The sequence below is a fragment of the Streptomyces sp. NPDC003379 genome, from assembly GCF_053589195.1.
In genome coordinates this window covers 43,076-59,262 of record NZ_JBSFRK010000040.1, presented here as the reverse complement: position 1 = coordinate 59,262, position 16,187 = coordinate 43,076, and the positions used below count along the sequence as shown (strand labels likewise).

The following is a 16,187-nucleotide window of genomic DNA, read 5'->3' as shown; positions in this document are numbered from 1 at the left end:
GGGGCGGACCCCGCGGCAGGGGGGCCGCCGCGGGGTCCGATGGAGGGGTCCTCAAGTGATCCGGAGGGAACCGGGACCACCGACGCGGAATCCGGATCCGCGCTCCGGAGGACCGAAAGCAGGTGCCGGGCTACGCCTTCCGATAAAGCCCGCTCTACTCCCTGTTCACCTTGCTACTTCCTGCTCAACCTGCGATCCGGACCCTACGCACGGGTAACCGGACGGCGCAACGGCCGAATTGGGAAAGCGCCCGAGCTCGAAGACATCAGGCAATTCCTTGTCCCACGGGCAGTAATTCCGGGAGCGGCTTCATGCACAAGTGAGCATTCTACTCCCGGACCCTTGACGGACAGCGCCCGAGCAGGGCGCCCTGAACACGTCACCAGCGGAACGAGGTTGTCCGAATGAGAGTGGTGAGCCGGATGCACACCAGCTGTCCATGGTCTACCGTGCCAGGGGTTCCGCAGCGCCCAGATCAATTATGACCCGCCGCCAGCAGGCGACCACCGAGGCCGCCTCGGACCGGTCCTGTCCCCCACCACTACCGGTCAGCGGTTCCGATCACGCGCGGAGTAAGGGGAGTTCCATGGCAACTGTAGTAAAGGCGGGAGATACGGGACATCCAGCGTCTGCTCTGCCGCGTGAGTTCGCCACCATCATGCGGCCCGAACTGCCCGGACTCATCCAGGAAGTCATCGACGAGATCCGCCGCTCCTACCCCGAGTACGCGGAAGTCCTCGACGGTCCCTATTCCCGGGCCGTGCATCTCGTCGTCGAGCACAATCTGACGAGTTTCGTGGACCAGGTCGCCGTCCCGGACGCCTCCACCGTCCAACGCGACAAGGTGTGCCGCATGTTCGGCCGCTTCGAGGCCTACGAGGGCCGCAGCCTGGACACCATGCAGGCGATCTTCCGGCTCGGCGCCCGGCTCGCCCTCAACCGGGCCAAGGGCATGCTGCGTCGGCTCAACCTGCCGGCCGGCCTGATGCTCTCCTTCGCCGACGCCCTGCTCGCCTACGTGGACGACCTGATCGAGGTCTCCCGCAAGGGATACCAGGAGGCCCGGACGGAGATGGAGCAGGGCCAGGACATCCAGCGCCGGCGGCTCCTGGAGCATCTGCTCGCCGATGTGGCCGTCCCCAGGGCGACCCTGGTCGAACTCGCCGAGCGCGCCAAGTGGCAGCTGCCCGACGAGGTGACGCCCATCGCGTTCAGCGCGGAGGCACGACCGGATCGGGGGGCGATCTCCGAGGACGTCCTGGTCGATCTGAGCTCCCCGCACCCGCTCGCCCTGATACCCGGCGCCGTCGACGAGCACCGCCGCGCCTTCATGGACGCGGCCCCGCACACCGTCCGCGCGGCCGTCGGTCTGACCGTGCCTCTCGGGGACGCGGCGGAGTCCCTGCACTGGGCCCGAAGAGCCCTGAGCCTCGCCGAGGCGGGCATCCTGGACAGCGCCCCGTACATCCACTGCGAGGACCATCTGGTGGCCCTCTCCCTCTATGCGGACCCCGGCCTGATCACGGCGCTCGCCAAGCAGCAACTGGCGCCCCTGGCCGGTCTCACCGCCAATCAGCGCGAGCGCCTCATCGACACCCTGAGGGCGTGGCTCGACACCCGGGGCAACGCCGTACAGATGGCCGAGCTGCTCCATCTGCACCCGCAGACGGTCCGCTACCGGCTGCGCAACCTGGAGAAGGCCTTCGGCGACCTGCTGGCCTCGCCGGACCACCGCTTCGCCATCGAACTGGTCCTGCGCGCCCTGGCGCTGCGCTCCCGCCGCACCGGCACGACGCACCGGCCACGCCTGTCCGCCGTCACGGGCTGACCCCCTCGACCGGCCGCAGCGCCCTCAGAGCACCCGCCCCCGCGGTTTCAGCGCCACCGGCGGCAGCTCCGGCGCGGGCAGCGCGGGGCCGTCGTAGCCCTTCACCTCGCCGAAGCGGTTGCCCTGCGTCCAGTCCCTCCGCGCCTCCTCGATGTCCTCCTGGGAGCGGCCCACGAAGTTCCACCACATCACCAATTCCTCCTCGAACGGTTCGCCGCCCAGGAGCATCAGGGACGCGTCCGACTCGGCGCGCAGCGGGAGGTCGGTGCGGCCGCAGCCCAGGTAGAGCATGGAGCCCGGGAGTACCGGGACGCCGTCGACGTGGGCCTCGCCGGACATGGAGAGGACCGCGTACTCGAAGTCCCGTTCCAGCGGGAGGCTTACGTCCGTGCCGGGGGCCAGGGTGAGGTCCGCGCCGACGATCGGGGTGTACGTCGTGCCGGGCGAGCTCGCCCCGTCCAGGCCGCCCAGGATCAGCGTCGCGGTCAGGCCGGACGCGGTGATCCGGGGCAGCTCCGCGTGGTGCTCGAAGTGCGGCGCCGTGTGGCGGTCGGCGTCGGGCAGGGCGACCCACAGCTGCGCGCCGTGCAGGAGGCGCGCGTGCGGCTTCGGGCTCTCCTCGGAGTGCGAGATGGCCCGGCCCGACGTCATCAGGCCCAGCTCGCGGGGGCGGATGGTCTGGAGGCTGCCGGTGGAGTCGCGGTGCAGGACCTCCCCGTCGTGCAGCCAGCTGACCGTCTGGAGGCCCATGTGCGGGTGGGGCGGCACCTGCATGCCGGGCTCGTCCGCGATGTCGTCGGGGCCGTAGTGGTCGACGAAGCACCAGGCGCCGATCATGCGGCGCCCGAGGTTGGGCAGCAGGCGCCGGACTTCGGTGGACTCGCCGAGCTTGACGCGCCGGGGGCTGAGGAGTTCCCGTACCGGTTCGGCGACGACGAATCCCCGGCCGCCGCACCGGCTCGGAACCGCCTCGCGATCAAGATTGCTCATGCCGCACAACCTAGCCCCGGGGACGCCGCGCGTCAGTCACCCGCCGGTGCCTCGCACGTGGCCGCCCCAGTCCAGCCATTCCATGTAGTGGAATATTGAACCACAGGGGGTCGTTGCAGCGTCCGAAGGAGGCGGACAGTGGAGCAGACAGTGGAAATGACCTATTACGACCACGGAAACGCGGCGGAGCGCTGGGAGCGCGCGCGGCAGTTCTTCGACGCCAAGGAGTACGCCACGGCGGCCAGGATCCTCGCCGCCCTGGCCGACGAGGTGCCCGAGCAGGTCGCCCCGCGCCTGCTGCTCGCCCGCGCCTACTACCACTCGGCCCAACTGCTGCGCGCCGAGGCCGAATTGCGTAAGGTCGTCGAACTCGACCCGGTCGAGGGCTACGCCCGGCTGATGCTGGGGCGCACGCTGGAGCGGCAGGGCAGGGCGGCCGACGCCGCACCGCATCTGCGGATGGCCGCCGCGCTGAGCGGGGACTTCACCCAGGCGTGATCTCCTCCCGAAGCGACACACCGCCCCGACGACGGCCACCGTGCCGCGCCGAACACCGTGAGGACCGCCATGCGAAAGACCATCTGAATGATGTCGATTGGCCGACCGTCTCGCGCACCCTGCGGGAGGCGGACTGGAACATCACCATCCTGCGCGAGGTGGCGCCCGAGGAGATCCTGGCACTCAAGGAGCAGGCGGCGTCGTACAGCTCCGCCACGAGCTCACCGAGTCACCGGCTCACTAACTAATGCGCATTAGCTTCTCCTCACCCTAGCGATGCGCCGCAACGCCCGTAAGAATTGCGGCGACTTCGACCCCAGGGGAGAGATGAGCATGAAGAGGCGCAGCGTTCTGCTCGCGGCACTGGCGTTCACCGCCGCGTCGGGCGGTACGGCGATGGCGGCGAGAAACCCGGCCGCGAAGGGAAAGCGCGTGGTCGTCTATTACCAGACGCAGTACGCGAATGGCACGTATGTGTCACCGCTCGCGCTCACCGAGCACAACACCGGCGTGACGGATGTACTGGTGGCCGCGGTGCACCTCAATGACCTCAACGGCCCTTACGCACCGGTGCATTTGAACGACGATCCGCCGAGCGCGGCCAAGTTCGACCGGATGTGGCGCGACCTGAAGACCCTGCGCGGCCAGGGCGTACACGTGCTCGCGATGGTCGGCGGGGCGGCGCCCGGCAGCTTCACCCGGCTCGACAACGAATTCGACACGTATTACCCGCTGCTGCGGGACTTCATCCGGCGGTACCAGCTCGACGGCGTCGACCTCGATGTCGAGGAGCAGATGTCGCTGGGCGGAATCGAGCGCGTCATCAGCGCGCTGCGCGCCGACTTCGGCGCGGATTTCCTCATTACGCTCGCGCCGGTGGGCAGCGCGCTCAGCGGCAGCGGAAATCTCTCCGGTTTCGACTACGACGACCTTTACCGCAGCCGGGGCGGTGACATCGCGTGGTTCAACGCCCAGTTCTACAACGGCTGGGGCAGTATGGGGTCCACGGCCGATTATGACGAGATCATCGCTCGGGGGCTGATTCCCGCGTCCAAGGTGGTCGCCGGCACGCTCACCTCACCGGCCAACGGCGGCAGCGGCTACGTCGGCATGACCACGCTCAAGTCGACGCTCCGCGCGCTCGCCTCGAAGCATCGGGGCTTCGGCGGGGTGGCCGGCTGGGAGTACTTCAACTCCCGGCCCGGTGGGACGGCGGCGCCCTGGCGGTGGGCGGCCGAGGTCTCCTCCGTACTGAAGCGCCGAAGTACTGAAGCGCCTAAGCCTTCAGCGCGTAAGGCGTCATAGCCAGACGGCCTCGGCGACGGCCACCCCCGCGAAGGCCGCGCCGAGGCCCGCGACGACGCTGCCCAGCGCGTTGGCCACCGCGTAGAACCGCGCCCCCTCTTCAGCGAGCCGCAGCGTCTCGTAGGAGAAGGTCGAGTACGTGGTCAGGGCCCCACACAGCCCTGTGCCGAGGAAGAGCTTCGTGGCGGAGGACGCGGCGCCCGCCGTGACGGCACCGGTGAGCACGCCGAGGATCAGGCAGCCGACGACGTTGACGGTGAAGGTCCCCCAGGGGAAGACCGTGCCATGGCGTGTCTGCACGGCGCGGTCGGTCAGATAGCGCAGCGGCGCGCCGATCATGCCTCCGGCGATCACGAGCAGCCAGTTCACCGGCCCTCCGTACGTCGCGTCATGCGCCGCCTCCACGCCACCAGGCGGCGCGTCGTCCACGCCGCGCTCCACACTGCCGCGAGCGCCGCGAGCAGGGTCAGTGCGAGATACGCGAGGCCCGTGCGGGCGTGGCCGCCGCTCACGAGGCGTTCGATGTCCACCGCGTACGTCGAGAAGGTGGTGAAGCCGCCGAGCACGCCCGTGCCGAAGAACGGCCGCATCAGGCGGTGCGCCGCCCACACCTTGGTGATCAGCACCATGAAGACGCCGATCACCGCGCATCCGACGGCGTTCACCGCCAGCGTCGACCAGGGGAAGCCGTCGGCGGCGACCGGCCAGACGAGGGACGCGCCGTAACGTGCCGCCGCCCCGATGCCGCCGCCCACGGCCACCGCCGCGAGGATCTGCCCCTGGCCGCGCGTCAGCTCACCGCGCCCCGCGGACACGGGCGCGGGCACAGGCGCGGGCGCTGAGAAATCGATGTCGGGGTCCGTGGGTTCGTCGACCGCTTCGGACCGCCGGGGCTTCCTCGGCATGCGCCTCCTACTCGCCGTCGCCTGTCGTGGGCGCGCTCGATCGCAAGTAGGGACCGTTGGCGGCATCCTTCGCCGCGGTTCGGGTACGGCGGGCCCCACCGCCGCGCGGCGCCCGGAGGGCCGGGGAGGCCCGGCGGACCCGGGAAAGATCGCCGCTGACACCAGGCTAACCGCCGGGGCGCGGCCCCGCGTCACCGGGCCGTGCCGGGCCCGCCCGCCCCGAGCTCGCGGCACGGTGGTGGCGGTCTCGCCGCCCTCCGTCGATCGACGTACGGGACCGTCGAACGCCTCACGCTCGACGAGGCCTGGGCGGGCGGACCACCTGGGACATCCGGGATACCTGGGACACCTGGGACACCTGGGAAATCTGGCGTGCGGTGGGCACGGTCACCTCAGGTGGCCACGCCGTCGCGTCGAGGAGGCCCAGTACGTAGGCGCGGGCCACCAGCGCCGTCCGGTTCGGCACCCGTAGTCGACGGCACAGGCGGGTGAGGTGGTAGTTGACGCCGTCGACGCCGATTCCGACGGCGCGGGCCACGACCGCCGTCGTGGCGCCGCCCGCGACGAGCCGCAGGATACGAGCCTCCTGCGCGCTCAGCGCCGGGTGCGCGGACTCCTCGCCCACGTCGTCGGGTCGCGTCGTCGCGGCTCCGGGCCGCGCCCGCTCCTCCTGGGCCACGCGCAACGTCACCAACAGGGGCGGCGTGTCCTCCAGCGGGTCGGTGACCGGCTCGACGGTCAGCTGTCCGTGGTGGGACGTGTCCCCCGCCGTCCAGCTGACTTCGACCGGGTAGCGGGACCGGCGGCCGGAGCGCATGGCCTCGTCGAGTTTGCGGAGCTGCTGCCTGTTGGTGGGCGTGAGCAGGTCGAGCAGCCGCCGGTTCGCGACGCGGCCCGGCCGGAGTCCCAGGGCTCCGGCGAAGGCCGGGTTGGCGACCGCGACCATCCCGTCACTGCTGCTGATGGCGGTCGGCGCCGGTGAGCGGTCGAGCAGGCTCAGGAACCTGCCACGCCAGACGGTAGCGTCCGCCACCTTCGGCCTGTCCGGGCCCGAGCCCGAGCCCGGGCCCGCGCCCGTGGCACTCGGCGGTCCACCCTCCGACCGGGCCACGCCTCCACCTCCTCCGCACCCTCACCCACGTCGTCCCCGCCCGCGCAAGCGACGGCGGGGAAAAGCCTCCTACAAGATTACGTAGTTCTCGCGGCGGGCCGTCGGCCGGGGCGCGCGACGGTGGAGGCGGCGCCCAGCGCACCGGGCGCTCAACTCCCCTGCACCCTTGGGAAGAGGCACTGGACATGAGCGAATCCCCCACCGTCGAGGCCCGCGGTCCCCGGAACCACCCGGACCCCGGACTCCCCACCGTCGATGTCACGGCGACCGGCCTGACGAGCACCCCCGTTCAGCAGGCCGTGGAGCTCGCGCGTCGGCACGGCCCGCTCTACGTCCGCCGCTACCACGGGCGGGACAGCGTCTGGGCGTCCTCCCTGGAGCTGGTCGAGGAGCTCTCCGACGAGACGCGGTTCGCCAAGGGCGTCGGACCGGCCCTGGAGAACGTCCGCGGCATCGCCGGTGACGGTCTGTTCACGGCGTACGACGACGAGCCCAACTGGGCCAAGGCGCACGACATCCTGCTCCCCGCCTTCGCCATGAACTCGATGCGTACGTACCACCCGCACATGCTGCGCGTGGCCCGGCGCCTCATCGCCTCCTGGGACGCCCGGTTCGCGCCGGGCGCGGCCGAGTCCGCGCCGGTGGGCGTCTCGGAGGACATGACCAGGATGACGCTGGACACCATCGGCCTGTCCGGCTTCGGCTACGACTTCCAATCCTTCGGCCGCACCGATCCCCACCCCTTCGTCGATGCGCTCGTACGGTCGCTGGGACACAGTCAGGCGAAGCTGGCGCGGGTGCCCGGCGGGGACTACGCCGCCGAGGACGCGGAGTTCACCGCCGACGCCGCCTTCCTGGCGCGGGTCGTCGACGAGGTGATCGAGACCCGCAAGGCGGCGGGCGACGCCTCCACCGACGATCTGCTCGGCCTGATGCTCAACTCCCCGCACCCGGGCAGCGGAGAGATGCTGGACGAGGCGAACATCCGCAATCAGGTCATCACCTTCCTGATCGCCGGGCACGAGACGACCTCGGGCACGCTCGCCTTCGCCCTCTACCACCTCCTCAAGAACCCGGCGGCCCTGCACCGCGCCCAGGCCGAGGTGGACGCCCTGTGGGGCGACGCCCCGGACCCCGAGCCGTCGTACGAGGACGTGGGCAGGCTGCGTTACGTACGCCAGGTCCTCAACGAAGCGCTGCGGCTGTGGCCCACCGCCCCCGCGTTCCAGCGCCGGGCCCGCGTCGACACGACGATCGGCGGACGCCACCCGGTCAGGGCCGGCGAGTACGTGGTGGTGCTCACCCCGATGCTGCACCGTGATCCGGTGTGGGGCGACAACGTCGAGGAGTTCGACCCGGAACGCTTCGCCCCCGAGGCCGAGGCGGCCCGCTCCCCGCACGCGTACAAGCCGTTCGGCACCGGCGAACGGGCCTGCATCGGCAGGCAGTTCGCGCTGCACGAGGCCACGATGCTGCTCGGCATGCTGGTGCACCGCTACCGGTTCGTCGACCACGCCCGCTACGAGCTGAAGGTCAAGGAGACCCTCACTCTCAAGCCCGACGGGTTCAGCATGACGCTGGCCGCCCGCAGGCCCGAGGACCGCGAACGAAGCCGGTCCGCGCTGCGCGAGCTGACCGCCCTCACGGGCCCGGCCGGTTCCGCGGACGGGGCGGGCGCGGCCGACCGGCCGCGGGACGGTCTGCCGACCCGGGCCCCGGCCGGGACCGCGCTGACCTTGCTGCACGGCTCCAACTTCGGGACCTGCCGCGCGTACGCGGAGCAACTCGGCGAGCAGGCGGCCGACCTCGGCTTCGACGTGCGTGTCGCGCCCCTGGACGAGGCCGCCGGGGCGCTGTCCGCCGACGCGCCGGTGGTGATCGTCGCCGCCTCCTACAACGGCCAACCCACCGACGACGCGCGGGAGTTCGTCTCCTGGCTGACGGAGGCCGGGCCGGGCGCCGCCGCCGGAGTGCGGTACGCGGTCCTCGGTGTCGGCGACCGGAACTGGGCGGCCACCTACCAGCGGGTGCCCACCCTCATCGACGAGGCGCTCGCCGCGGCGGGTGCGCGCCGCCTCCTGGAGCGCGCCGAAGCCGATGCCTCCGGGGACCTGGCCGGTTCGGTGCGGCGCTTCGCCTCGGCGCTGCGGCACACACTGCTGGAGCGGTACGGCGACCCGCGGAGCGTCGGGGCCGCCGACACCGCTCCCCCGGCCGGCACCTACGACGTCGTGGAGGTCACCGGCGGGCCGCTGGACGCGCTGGCCGCCCGGCACGGCACGGTGGCGATGACCGTCGTGGAGAGCGCCGACCTCGTCGACATGACGCACCCGCTCGCCCGCCCGAAGCGGTTCCTGCGCGTCGCGCTCCCCGACGGCGTGACCTACCGGACCGCCGACCACCTGAGCGTCCTCCCGGTCAACGAACCGGAGTCGGTCGAGCGCGCGGCGGCGGTGCTCGGTGTCGACCTGGGCGCGGTCCTGAACATCCGGGCGCACAAGCCCGGACGGACCACCCTGCCGCTGGACCGCCCGGTCGCCGTACGCGAACTCCTCCGCCGATACGTCGAGTTGCGCGACGCGCCGACCGCCGAGCAGGTCGCCCTGCTCGCCGCACACAACGAGTGCCCACCCGAGCGAATCGCTCTGGAGCAACTGGCGGCGGACCAGGCGGCGTTGGCGGCGCGGCCCGGCAGCCTGCTCGACCTGATCGAGGACCATCCGGCGCTGCGGGGGCGGCGGCCCTGGCCCGTGCTGCTCGACCTGCTGCCGCCCATCCGGACCCGCCACTACTCGATCTCGTCGTCGCCCGCCGCCTCGCCGGGCCACGCCGAGCTGATGGTCTCGCTCCTGTCGGCGCCGGACCGCTCCGGCCGCGGGACCTTCCGCGGCACGGGCTCCTCGTACCTCCACCGCGTACGGGCCGGGGACACCCTCCACGCGCGCGTGCAGCCCTGCCGGGACTCCTTCCGCATGCCCGGCGACCCGCGGACGCCGGTCATCATGGTCGGCGCGGGCACGGGCCTCGCCCCCTTCCGCGGAGCGATCGCCGACCGCCTGGAGCTGCTGCGCGGCGGCACCGTACTCGCCCCCGCGCTCTGCTACTTCGGCTGCGACCACCCCGACGTCGACTATCTCCACCGCGCGGAACTGGAGCACGCGGAACGCGCGGGCGCGGTGTCCATGCGCCCCACGTACTCCAGGGCCCCCGAGGGCGAGCTGCTCTTCGTCCAGCACCGGATCGCGGCCGAGGCCGAGGAGGTCTGGCGCCTGCTGGAGGCCGGAGCGGCGGTCCTCGTCTGCGGTGACGGCTCCCGGATGGCCCCCGGCGTGCGCGAGGCGTTCCAGCGCATACGTACGAAGTACGCGGGAGGCGACGCCGAGGCCGCCGAGGACTGGTGGCGGAGCCTGGTCGCCGAAGGGCGCTACGTCGAGGACGTCTACGCGAGCAGCTGACGCGCCCCCGCCCCGCCCTCGGCGCTCACCGTCACCGGCCTGGAACCGAAGGGCGACAACGGCAGTATGACCGGCTCCTGGAGGGCGGCCAGGGTGATCGGGCGCTGGCCCGTGGCCATGACCTGCGCGGCCCTGGTGGGCACGCCGGCCGCGAACTGCTTGCGGAACACTGCCTCGCACGGCCGTGGGTCAGCGGGTGGCCCGGACCGCGTCGAGGATCAGGTCGGCGACGGCGTGGCGAAGCCCCGGCTGGGCGCCACCGCGGCCACCGTGAGCCTGCCTATCCACGTACTTGTGCCGTCCTTTTCGGCATGCGGGATATGACCGAACTGGTCATATGAGGTGGGGCGTGCGGCGCGGGCCGGGACGAGCGGCTGGCCGAGGGAGGTCCAGGCGTCCGCCATACGACACTTCAGCCGGCGGCCGGGGGCCGCTCCAGCCACGTCCCGTCCCGCATGATGACCCTGCCGCGCAGCTCCGGTTCGCCGCGCCAGGCGAGCACGGTCCTCGGCGTCACGCGGATGTACAGATAGGGACTGTGCTCCGCACGCGGGTCCCACCCGAACTTCGCGGTGAACGCCGCCGCGGCGTTCTCCGGCATCTCCCCGGCCGAGAAGCACTCCGCCGTCCCGCGCAGGAGCACCACGTCGAAGGCGTCCGGCAACGCCAGGCGTACACGGGGCTCCTCGCGCACGTTGCGGGCCGTCGCGGAGGTCGCGCCGGTGCACATCCACACGGCCTCCCCGTCCCAACGGAACCAGAGGGGGATCTGGTGCGGGCCGTGGTCGGGGTGAGCTGTCGACACCCAGATGTCCCGCTCGCGGGCGAGCCGTCCGAGAGTGTCGCGCGTGCGCTCCGGTACATCGCGGCGAGCGTTCTGCCGGGCCGGTATTTCCCTGGGCTGCATGGGAGTTGACCCTAATCAGCGGTGCCGGGGCGCGCATGAGGCGATGGTCCTACTCCCCGGGACCGAGGCCGCGCGTCGGCGGCCGCCCCGAAAAGCGTTCTCCCTCAGGCAATGCTCCGTGCATTTCTCGGCAAGCCGTATTTGTCTCCGACTCCGGGGCGTAGCGGCGGGTCAGGAGCCACTGGCCGCCGACCGTCCGCATCCAGCTGCCGACGTTCGAGACGAGGCGGTACTCATGTGGGTGCCTACCGGGGGGAGAGCGCGGGCGCCGAGGCGGACTGTCCCGCCGAGGCCGGAAGCGGCGGCGGGGTCGCACTCGCCCGTCGGCGCACGGGGGCTTGCCTGAGAGTGAACGCCTCGGGGCAGACGTCTCGGGGCAGCCCCCGCCGCCGTGCTCAGCCGCGGTACGTCTCCAGGAGCCGCAGCCACACCTCGCTGATCGTGGGGTAGGCCGGGACCGCGTGCCACAGGCGGTTCAGGGGGATCTCGCCCGCCACCGCCATCGTCGCCGAGTGGATCAGCTCGCCGACGCCCGGGCCGACGAAGGTGACGCCGAGGAGGATCTCGCGGTCCAGGTCGACGACCATGCGGGCGCGGCCGCGGTAGCCGTCGGCGTAGAGGCCCGCGCCCGCGACGCCCGACATGTCGTAGTCGACGGCGCGGACGCGGTGGCCCGCGGCCTCCGCCTCGGCGAGGGTCAGGCCCGCCGAGGCCGCCTCGGGGTCGGTGAAGACGACCTGGGGGACGGCGGCGTGGTCGGCGGTGGCGGAGTGGGCGCCCCAGCGGTCGGTCTCCAGGAGGGGGACGCCCTGGGCGCGGGCGGCGATGGCCGCGCCCGCGACGCGGGCCTGGTACTTGCCCTGGTGGGTGAGGAGCGCGCGGTGGTTGGCGTCGCCGACGGCGTACAGCCAGTCGCTGCCCTTGACCCGCAGGCTCTCGTCGACCGGCAGCCACGAGCCGGGCTCAAGGCCCACCGTCTCCAGGCCGATGTCGTCCGTGCGGGGGGCGCGGCCCGTGGCGAAGAGGATCTCGTCGGCCTGGAGGGCCGAGCCGTCGTCCAGGGTCGCCGTGACGGTGCCGTTCTCGCGTTTCACGGCGGTGACCGAGACTCCGGAGCGGACTTCGGCGCCCGCCTCCGTCAGGGCTTCCTGGACCAGCTCGCCCGCGAAGGGCTCCATACGGGGCAGCAGGCCCCCGTCGCCCCGCACCAGCATGGTCACGCCGGACCCGAGCGCCTGCCAGGCGGTGGCCATCTCCACGGCGACGACGCCGCCGCCGACCACCAGGAGGCGGCCCGGCACGTGGTCGGCGGCGGTCGCCTCACGGCTCGTCCACGGCTTGGCGTCGGCGAGGCCCGGCAGGTCGGGCAGGGCCGCGCGGGTGCCGGTGCAGACGGCGACGGCGTGGCGGGCCTTGAGCAGGCTCTCGGTGCCGTCCGTACCGGTGACGGTGACCTCGCGGGGTCCCGTGATGCGGCCGTGGCCGCGGTACAGGTCGACGCCGACGCCCTCCAGCCAGCCGACCTGGCCATCGTCCTTCCAGTGCGAGGTGTAGTCGTCGCGGTGCGCGAGGACGGCCGCGGTGTCCAGCGGCCCCTGCACGGACGGGCTCAGCCCGGGGACGCGGCGGGCGTCCGCGCGTGCGATGACGGGGCGGAGCAGGGCCTTGCTGGGCATGCACGCCCAATAGGAGCATTCGCCCCCGACGAGTTCACTCTCCACGATCGCGGCGCTCAGGCCCGCCGCGCGGGCCCGGTCCGCGACGTTCTCCCCCACGGGACCTGCACCGATGACTACTACGTCGTACGTCTTGGCATCCGTCATGAGGACAGTCTGTCGGCAGGTGTGCGCGGTGGCCACATGGGTACGCGCGCGGGACACGCCTGTACACGCGGGGAACAGCTCCGTGCGCGTGACGGGCGGAATACGTTCGCACCATCGGCCGTTGTGCACAGCGGCTACGCCCCATAGAGGAAGTAGGGACACACCATGAGCAGCGCGACGCTGGAGCTCACCAAGGAGAACTTCGACCAGACGGTCACGGACAACGAGTTCGTTCTGATCGACTTCTGGGCTTCGTGGTGTGGTCCTTGCCGGCAGTTCGCCCCGGTCTACGAGAACGCCGCCGAGGCAAATCCCGACCTGGTCTTCGCCAAGGTCGACACGGAGGCCCAGCCGGAGCTGGCCGCCGCCTTCGATATCCAGTCCATCCCGACCCTGATGATCGTCCGCGATCAGGTGGCGGTCTTCGCCCAGCCGGGCGCGCTGCCCGAGGCGGCGCTCACCGACGTCATCGGCCAGGCCAGGAAGCTGGACATGGACGAGGTGCGCAGGCAGGTCGCCGAGGAGCAGGCCAAGGAGCAGGGCGGGCAGCAGGAGCAGTGAGCCTGCGGTAGTCAGCCTGCGCCGCTCAGCTGGACTCGCGGTGTACGACGTCCGCTCCGAGCACGTCGTGCACCTCGGGTGCGGCGCCCGGGTCGCGCACCACGCGGTCGACGAGTTCCGCGAGGCCGCGGCCGGACGGCAGCTCGATGCGGACGGTGCTGAGCCGGGGCCTCAGCAGTCTGCCGAGCACCAGGTCGTCGGAGCCGACGACGGCCGCCTCGTCCGGTATCGCGATGCCCTCGTCCTGGAGGGCCCGCATCAGCAGCATCGCGTACTCGTCGTTGTACGCGAAGACGCCGTCCAGGCCCAGTGAGCGCCAGCGCGCCGCGAGCCGGGCGGCGGATTCCTCTTCGTAGGCGAGGGGCAGTTCCGTGACCGAGGCGCCGGCGACGCGCGCGGTGTCGACCGCTTCGCGGAGTCCCTCGACGCGGGGCCGCGAGAAGATCTCCAGGCCGGGCCCGTCGGGGACGATCGCGCCGATCCGGTGCCGCCCGCGGGCCAGCAGGTGCAGGGCCGCGGCCTCTCCCACCCGGCGTCCGTCCATCAGGAGCGCGTGCGCGCCCTCGACGCGGTGCGGTCCGAGCGTGAAGACGGCCTTGGCGCCGGAACGCTTCAGGACCGTCACGCCGCGCGGTCCGAGCGCGGAGGCGTCAGGGGCCAGGACGGCCACGGGCCGCAGCTCGGCCCAGGCCCGTGCGGCGTCCTCGCCGGTCATGCCGAGGCTCGCGTACTGCACGACGGTGTAGTCGAGGCGGCTCAGCGCCCACTGCAGTTCGTTGAAGAACCGGCCGAAGAGCGGGCCCATCGGTATCTCCGACGTGGGCATGAGGACCATGCGGCTGTGTCCGGCGCGCAGGCTGCGGGCGGCGGCGTGCGGGACGTAGCCGAGCTCCCTCGCGGCCTCGTGGACGCGGCGGCGTGTGGGCTCGCTGATCCGCACGGCACTCGTGTTGTTGAGGACGTAACTGACCGTCGCGCGGGAGACGCCCGCCAGGCGAGCGACGTCGGCGCTCGTCGGCACGGGGCGCTGCGCGGGCTGCTGGTTCGGTATCTGCACCATGACATCGGCATCCTCGCAGACGGTGGCGCGGCCCCGGCAGGCGGGCGCCGGAGCGCGGCCGGGCGCTCTTGAACTTCTCTGCTCCTGTTGCGTCTTGACTCATCCGCTGTCGTTCCGCGGCCGCCTACTCGCCGGTTAACGTGCGGGCACGTGTCCTCGACCGAAGGTGCCTCCACATGACTGCCGACCGTGCCGAAGGCCTGGCGCGCACCGCTCGCGCGCTGGCCTCGGGAGAGGTGTCCTCGCGTGCGCTGACCGAGCGGACGCTGGCCGGGATCGAGGCGGCGCAGCCCGTCCTGAACGCGTTCAAGCGGGTGCGGGCCGATGCCGCGCTCGCCGAAGCGGACGCCGCCGACCGGGAGTTGGCGGCGGGCGGGCCTTTCGATGGTCGGCCGCTGCTGGGGGTGCCGCTGGCCGTCAAGGACGACATGGACATCGCGGGTGAGCCGACCGCGTTCGGCTGCCGGGGCGACTTCCCGGCCAAGTCCGAGGACTGCGAGGCGGTGCGGCGGCTGCGGGCGTCCGGCGCCGTGATCGTCGGCAAGACCAACACGTGCGAGCTGGGGCAGTGGCCCTTCACGGAGGGGCCCGGCTTTGGCGACACGCGCAATCCGTGGAACACCGGGCATACGCCGGGCGGTTCGTCGGGCGGCTCGGCGGCCGCGGTCGCCGCGGGCCTGGTCCCCGCCGCGCTCGGCTCGGACGGCGCGGGGTCGGTGCGCATCCCCGCGGCCTGGACGCATCTGGTCGGCATCAAGCCGCAGCGCGGCCGGATATCGACGTGGCCGTGGCCCGAGGCGTTCCAGGGCATCACCGTGAACGGCCCGCTCGCCAGGACCGTCGCCGACGCCGCGCTGCTCCTCGACGCGGCGAGCGGCAGCCACGCGGGCGACCTGCACCGCCCACGCGCCGTGCGCGCCGCCGACGCGGCGACCCGTGACCCGGGGCGGCTGCGGATCGCGCTCTCCCTGCGCATGCCGTTCACGGCGACGTCCAAGCGGCTGCATCCGGTGGTGCGGCAGCGGGTCGTCGCACTGGCGGACCGGCTCGCCGCGCTCGGGCACGACGTGGAGGAGGCCGATCCGGATTACGGCCGGATCGGCCTGGCGTTCGTGCCGCGGGCCACGGCGGGCATCGCGGAGTGGGCACGGCACGTCCCCGACACGGCGCTCCTGGACCGGCGTACGCGCGAGGCGGCGCGCATGGGACGGCTGCTGAGCGGCACACCGCTGCGGCTCGCGCGGCGCTCGGAGGCCGCGCTGCACCGTCGGGTGGGCGCGGTCTTCTCGACGTACGACGTGGTGATCGCGCCGACGACGGCCACTCCCCCGCCCCGGATCGGCACGCTGGCCGCCATGAGCGGCTGGCGCACCGACCAGGCGATGATCGCCGCCTGCCCCTACGCCTGGCCGTGGAACGTCCTCGGCTGGCCGGGCGTCAACGTCCCCGCCGGGCATGTCACGGGCGGCCTCCCCGTCGGCGCGCAACTGCTCGGGCCCGCGGGCAGCGAGCCGCTCCTGGTCTCCCTGGCCGCCCAGTTGGAGGCGGACCAGCGGTGGTACGAGCGGTGGCCCGCGCCGGTCCCGGACGCGCGACCGGCACCGTAGGCGTCACGACAGCGTCAGGGTCCGCCACAGCGCCTACGTGGGGGCCCCGGCCCGTACACGCAACAGAAATTCCCGGTGCGAGAACAGCTTCAAGGGCACTCTTGTGCGAACGCCCTTGAGGGTTTTGGGTGTGACGA

15 protein-coding genes are annotated in these 16,187 nt (G+C 72.3%); 7 read left to right on the top strand and 8 right to left on the bottom strand.

The features are described 5' to 3' along the window. Positions 1-586 precede the first annotated feature (586 nt). Positions 587-1,828: a PucR family transcriptional regulator gene (locus ACWDVB_RS31020; RefSeq protein WP_451517717.1), complete on the top strand. Its 1,242-nt coding sequence runs from the start codon at positions 587-589 to the stop codon at positions 1,826-1,828. A gap of 24 nt (positions 1,829-1,852) precedes the next feature. On the opposite strand, the gene ACWDVB_RS31015 is transcribed toward ACWDVB_RS31020, so the two are convergent. After that, a complete protein-coding gene (locus tag ACWDVB_RS31015) occupies positions 1,853-2,818 on the bottom strand; it encodes a pirin family protein (RefSeq protein ID WP_451517718.1) in 966 nt (321 codons plus the stop codon). Positions 2,819-2,968: 150 nt separating this feature from the next. On the opposite strand from ACWDVB_RS31015, the gene ACWDVB_RS31010 reads away from it, so the two are divergent. Genes ACWDVB_RS31010 through ACWDVB_RS31000 form a run of 3 tightly spaced genes read left to right on the top strand, consistent with a single transcriptional unit; the run spans position 2,969 to position 4,621 of the window. Beyond that, positions 2,969-3,316 (top strand): tetratricopeptide repeat protein, encoded by a 348-nt coding sequence (locus ACWDVB_RS31010; protein WP_451517752.1) that lies wholly within the window; start codon positions 2,969-2,971, stop codon positions 3,314-3,316. Continuing rightward, positions 3,313-3,564: a hypothetical protein gene (locus tag ACWDVB_RS31005; RefSeq protein WP_451517719.1), complete on the top strand. Its 252-nt coding sequence runs from the start codon at positions 3,313-3,315 to the stop codon at positions 3,562-3,564. The genes ACWDVB_RS31010 and ACWDVB_RS31005 overlap by 4 nt, the downstream gene beginning before the upstream one ends. 28 nt (positions 3,565-3,592) lie before the next feature. Then, positions 3,593-4,621 carry a glycosyl hydrolase family 18 protein gene (locus tag ACWDVB_RS31000; RefSeq protein ID WP_451517720.1) on the top strand — a complete coding sequence of 343 codons (1,029 nt, stop codon included), beginning with the start codon at positions 3,593-3,595 and terminating at the stop codon, positions 4,619-4,621. Here ACWDVB_RS31000 and crcB (ACWDVB_RS30995) read toward each other — a convergent pair. The 3 genes from crcB (ACWDVB_RS30995) to ACWDVB_RS30985 form a co-directional block, all read right to left on the bottom strand. After that, positions 4,616-4,990 (bottom strand): fluoride efflux transporter CrcB, encoded by a 375-nt coding sequence (gene crcB, locus ACWDVB_RS30995; protein WP_451517721.1) that lies wholly within the window; start codon positions 4,988-4,990, stop codon positions 4,616-4,618. The genes ACWDVB_RS31000 and crcB (ACWDVB_RS30995) overlap by 6 nt on opposite strands. Continuing rightward, positions 4,987-5,526: a fluoride efflux transporter CrcB gene (crcB, locus tag ACWDVB_RS30990; protein WP_451517722.1), complete on the bottom strand. Its 540-nt coding sequence runs from the start codon at positions 5,524-5,526 to the stop codon at positions 4,987-4,989. Before crcB (ACWDVB_RS30990) ends, crcB (ACWDVB_RS30995) begins: the two co-directional genes overlap by 4 nt. A 289-nt stretch (positions 5,527-5,815) precedes the next feature. Continuing rightward, entirely contained in the window at positions 5,816-6,637 is an 822-nt protein-coding gene (locus ACWDVB_RS30985; protein ID WP_451612007.1) for a PAS domain-containing protein, read from the bottom strand. 185 nt (positions 6,638-6,822) lie between these two features. On the opposite strand from ACWDVB_RS30985, the gene ACWDVB_RS30980 reads away from it, so the two are divergent. Continuing rightward, positions 6,823-10,092 (top strand): bifunctional cytochrome P450/NADPH--P450 reductase, encoded by a 3,270-nt coding sequence (locus tag ACWDVB_RS30980; protein WP_451517724.1) that lies wholly within the window; start codon positions 6,823-6,825, stop codon positions 10,090-10,092. On the opposite strand, the gene ACWDVB_RS30975 is transcribed toward ACWDVB_RS30980, so the two are convergent. The 3 genes from ACWDVB_RS30975 to ACWDVB_RS30965 form a co-directional block, all read right to left on the bottom strand. Then, on the bottom strand, positions 10,077-10,262 hold the full coding sequence (locus tag ACWDVB_RS30975; RefSeq protein ID WP_451517725.1) for a hypothetical protein: 186 nt from the start codon (positions 10,260-10,262) through the stop codon (positions 10,077-10,079). The genes ACWDVB_RS30980 and ACWDVB_RS30975 overlap by 16 nt on opposite strands. Positions 10,263-10,504: 242 nt before the next feature. Continuing rightward, the gene (locus ACWDVB_RS30970; protein WP_451517726.1) at positions 10,505-10,999 is read right to left on the bottom strand and encodes a pyridoxamine 5'-phosphate oxidase family protein; all 495 of its coding nucleotides are present in this window, start codon (positions 10,997-10,999) and stop codon (positions 10,505-10,507) included. 395 nt (positions 11,000-11,394) lie between these two features. Next, the gene (locus ACWDVB_RS30965) at positions 11,395-12,822 is read right to left on the bottom strand and encodes a dihydrolipoyl dehydrogenase family protein (protein WP_451517727.1); all 1,428 of its coding nucleotides are present in this window, start codon (positions 12,820-12,822) and stop codon (positions 11,395-11,397) included. Between the two features lie 165 nt (positions 12,823-12,987). On the opposite strand from ACWDVB_RS30965, the gene trxA reads away from it, so the two are divergent. Continuing rightward, positions 12,988-13,383 (top strand): thioredoxin, encoded by a 396-nt coding sequence (gene trxA, locus ACWDVB_RS30960; protein ID WP_451517728.1) that lies wholly within the window; start codon positions 12,988-12,990, stop codon positions 13,381-13,383. A 25-nt stretch (positions 13,384-13,408) separates the two neighbouring features. Here trxA and ACWDVB_RS30955 read toward each other — a convergent pair whose 3' ends face one another. Next, positions 13,409-14,443: a LacI family DNA-binding transcriptional regulator gene (locus ACWDVB_RS30955; RefSeq protein WP_451517729.1), complete on the bottom strand. Its 1,035-nt coding sequence runs from the start codon at positions 14,441-14,443 to the stop codon at positions 13,409-13,411. Positions 14,444-14,619: 176 nt separating this feature from the next. Between ACWDVB_RS30955 and ACWDVB_RS30950 the strand changes: the two genes are divergently transcribed. Further along, positions 14,620-16,050 (top strand): amidase, encoded by a 1,431-nt coding sequence (locus ACWDVB_RS30950; RefSeq protein WP_451517730.1) that lies wholly within the window; start codon positions 14,620-14,622, stop codon positions 16,048-16,050. Positions 16,051-16,187 lie beyond the last annotated feature (137 nt).

Bases quoted from the DNA above. Each gene is read 5' to 3' on its own strand.
- ACWDVB_RS30970 (WP_451517726.1), bottom strand. From the start codon at position 10,999: ATGCAGCCCAGGGAAATACCGGCCCGGCAGAACGCTCGCCGCGATGTA.
- ACWDVB_RS31000 (WP_451517720.1), top strand. From the start codon at position 3,593: ATGCGCCGCAACGCCCGTAAGAATTGCGGCGACTTCGACCCCAGGGGA.
- ACWDVB_RS31015 (WP_451517718.1), bottom strand. From the start codon at position 2,818: ATGAGCAATCTTGATCGCGAGGCGGTTCCGAGCCGGTGCGGCGGCCGG.
- ACWDVB_RS31020 (WP_451517717.1), top strand. From the start codon at position 587: ATGGCAACTGTAGTAAAGGCGGGAGATACGGGACATCCAGCGTCTGCT.
- ACWDVB_RS30955 (WP_451517729.1), bottom strand. From the start codon at position 14,443: ATGGTGCAGATACCGAACCAGCAGCCCGCGCAGCGCCCCGTGCCGACG.
- ACWDVB_RS30950 (WP_451517730.1), top strand. From the start codon at position 14,620: ATGACTGCCGACCGTGCCGAAGGCCTGGCGCGCACCGCTCGCGCGCTG.
- ACWDVB_RS30980 (WP_451517724.1), top strand. From the start codon at position 6,823: ATGAGCGAATCCCCCACCGTCGAGGCCCGCGGTCCCCGGAACCACCCG.
- trxA (WP_451517728.1), top strand. From the start codon at position 12,988: ATGAGCAGCGCGACGCTGGAGCTCACCAAGGAGAACTTCGACCAGACG.
- crcB (WP_451517722.1), bottom strand. From the start codon at position 5,526: ATGCCGAGGAAGCCCCGGCGGTCCGAAGCGGTCGACGAACCCACGGAC.
- ACWDVB_RS30965 (WP_451517727.1), bottom strand. From the start codon at position 12,822: ATGACGGATGCCAAGACGTACGACGTAGTAGTCATCGGTGCAGGTCCC.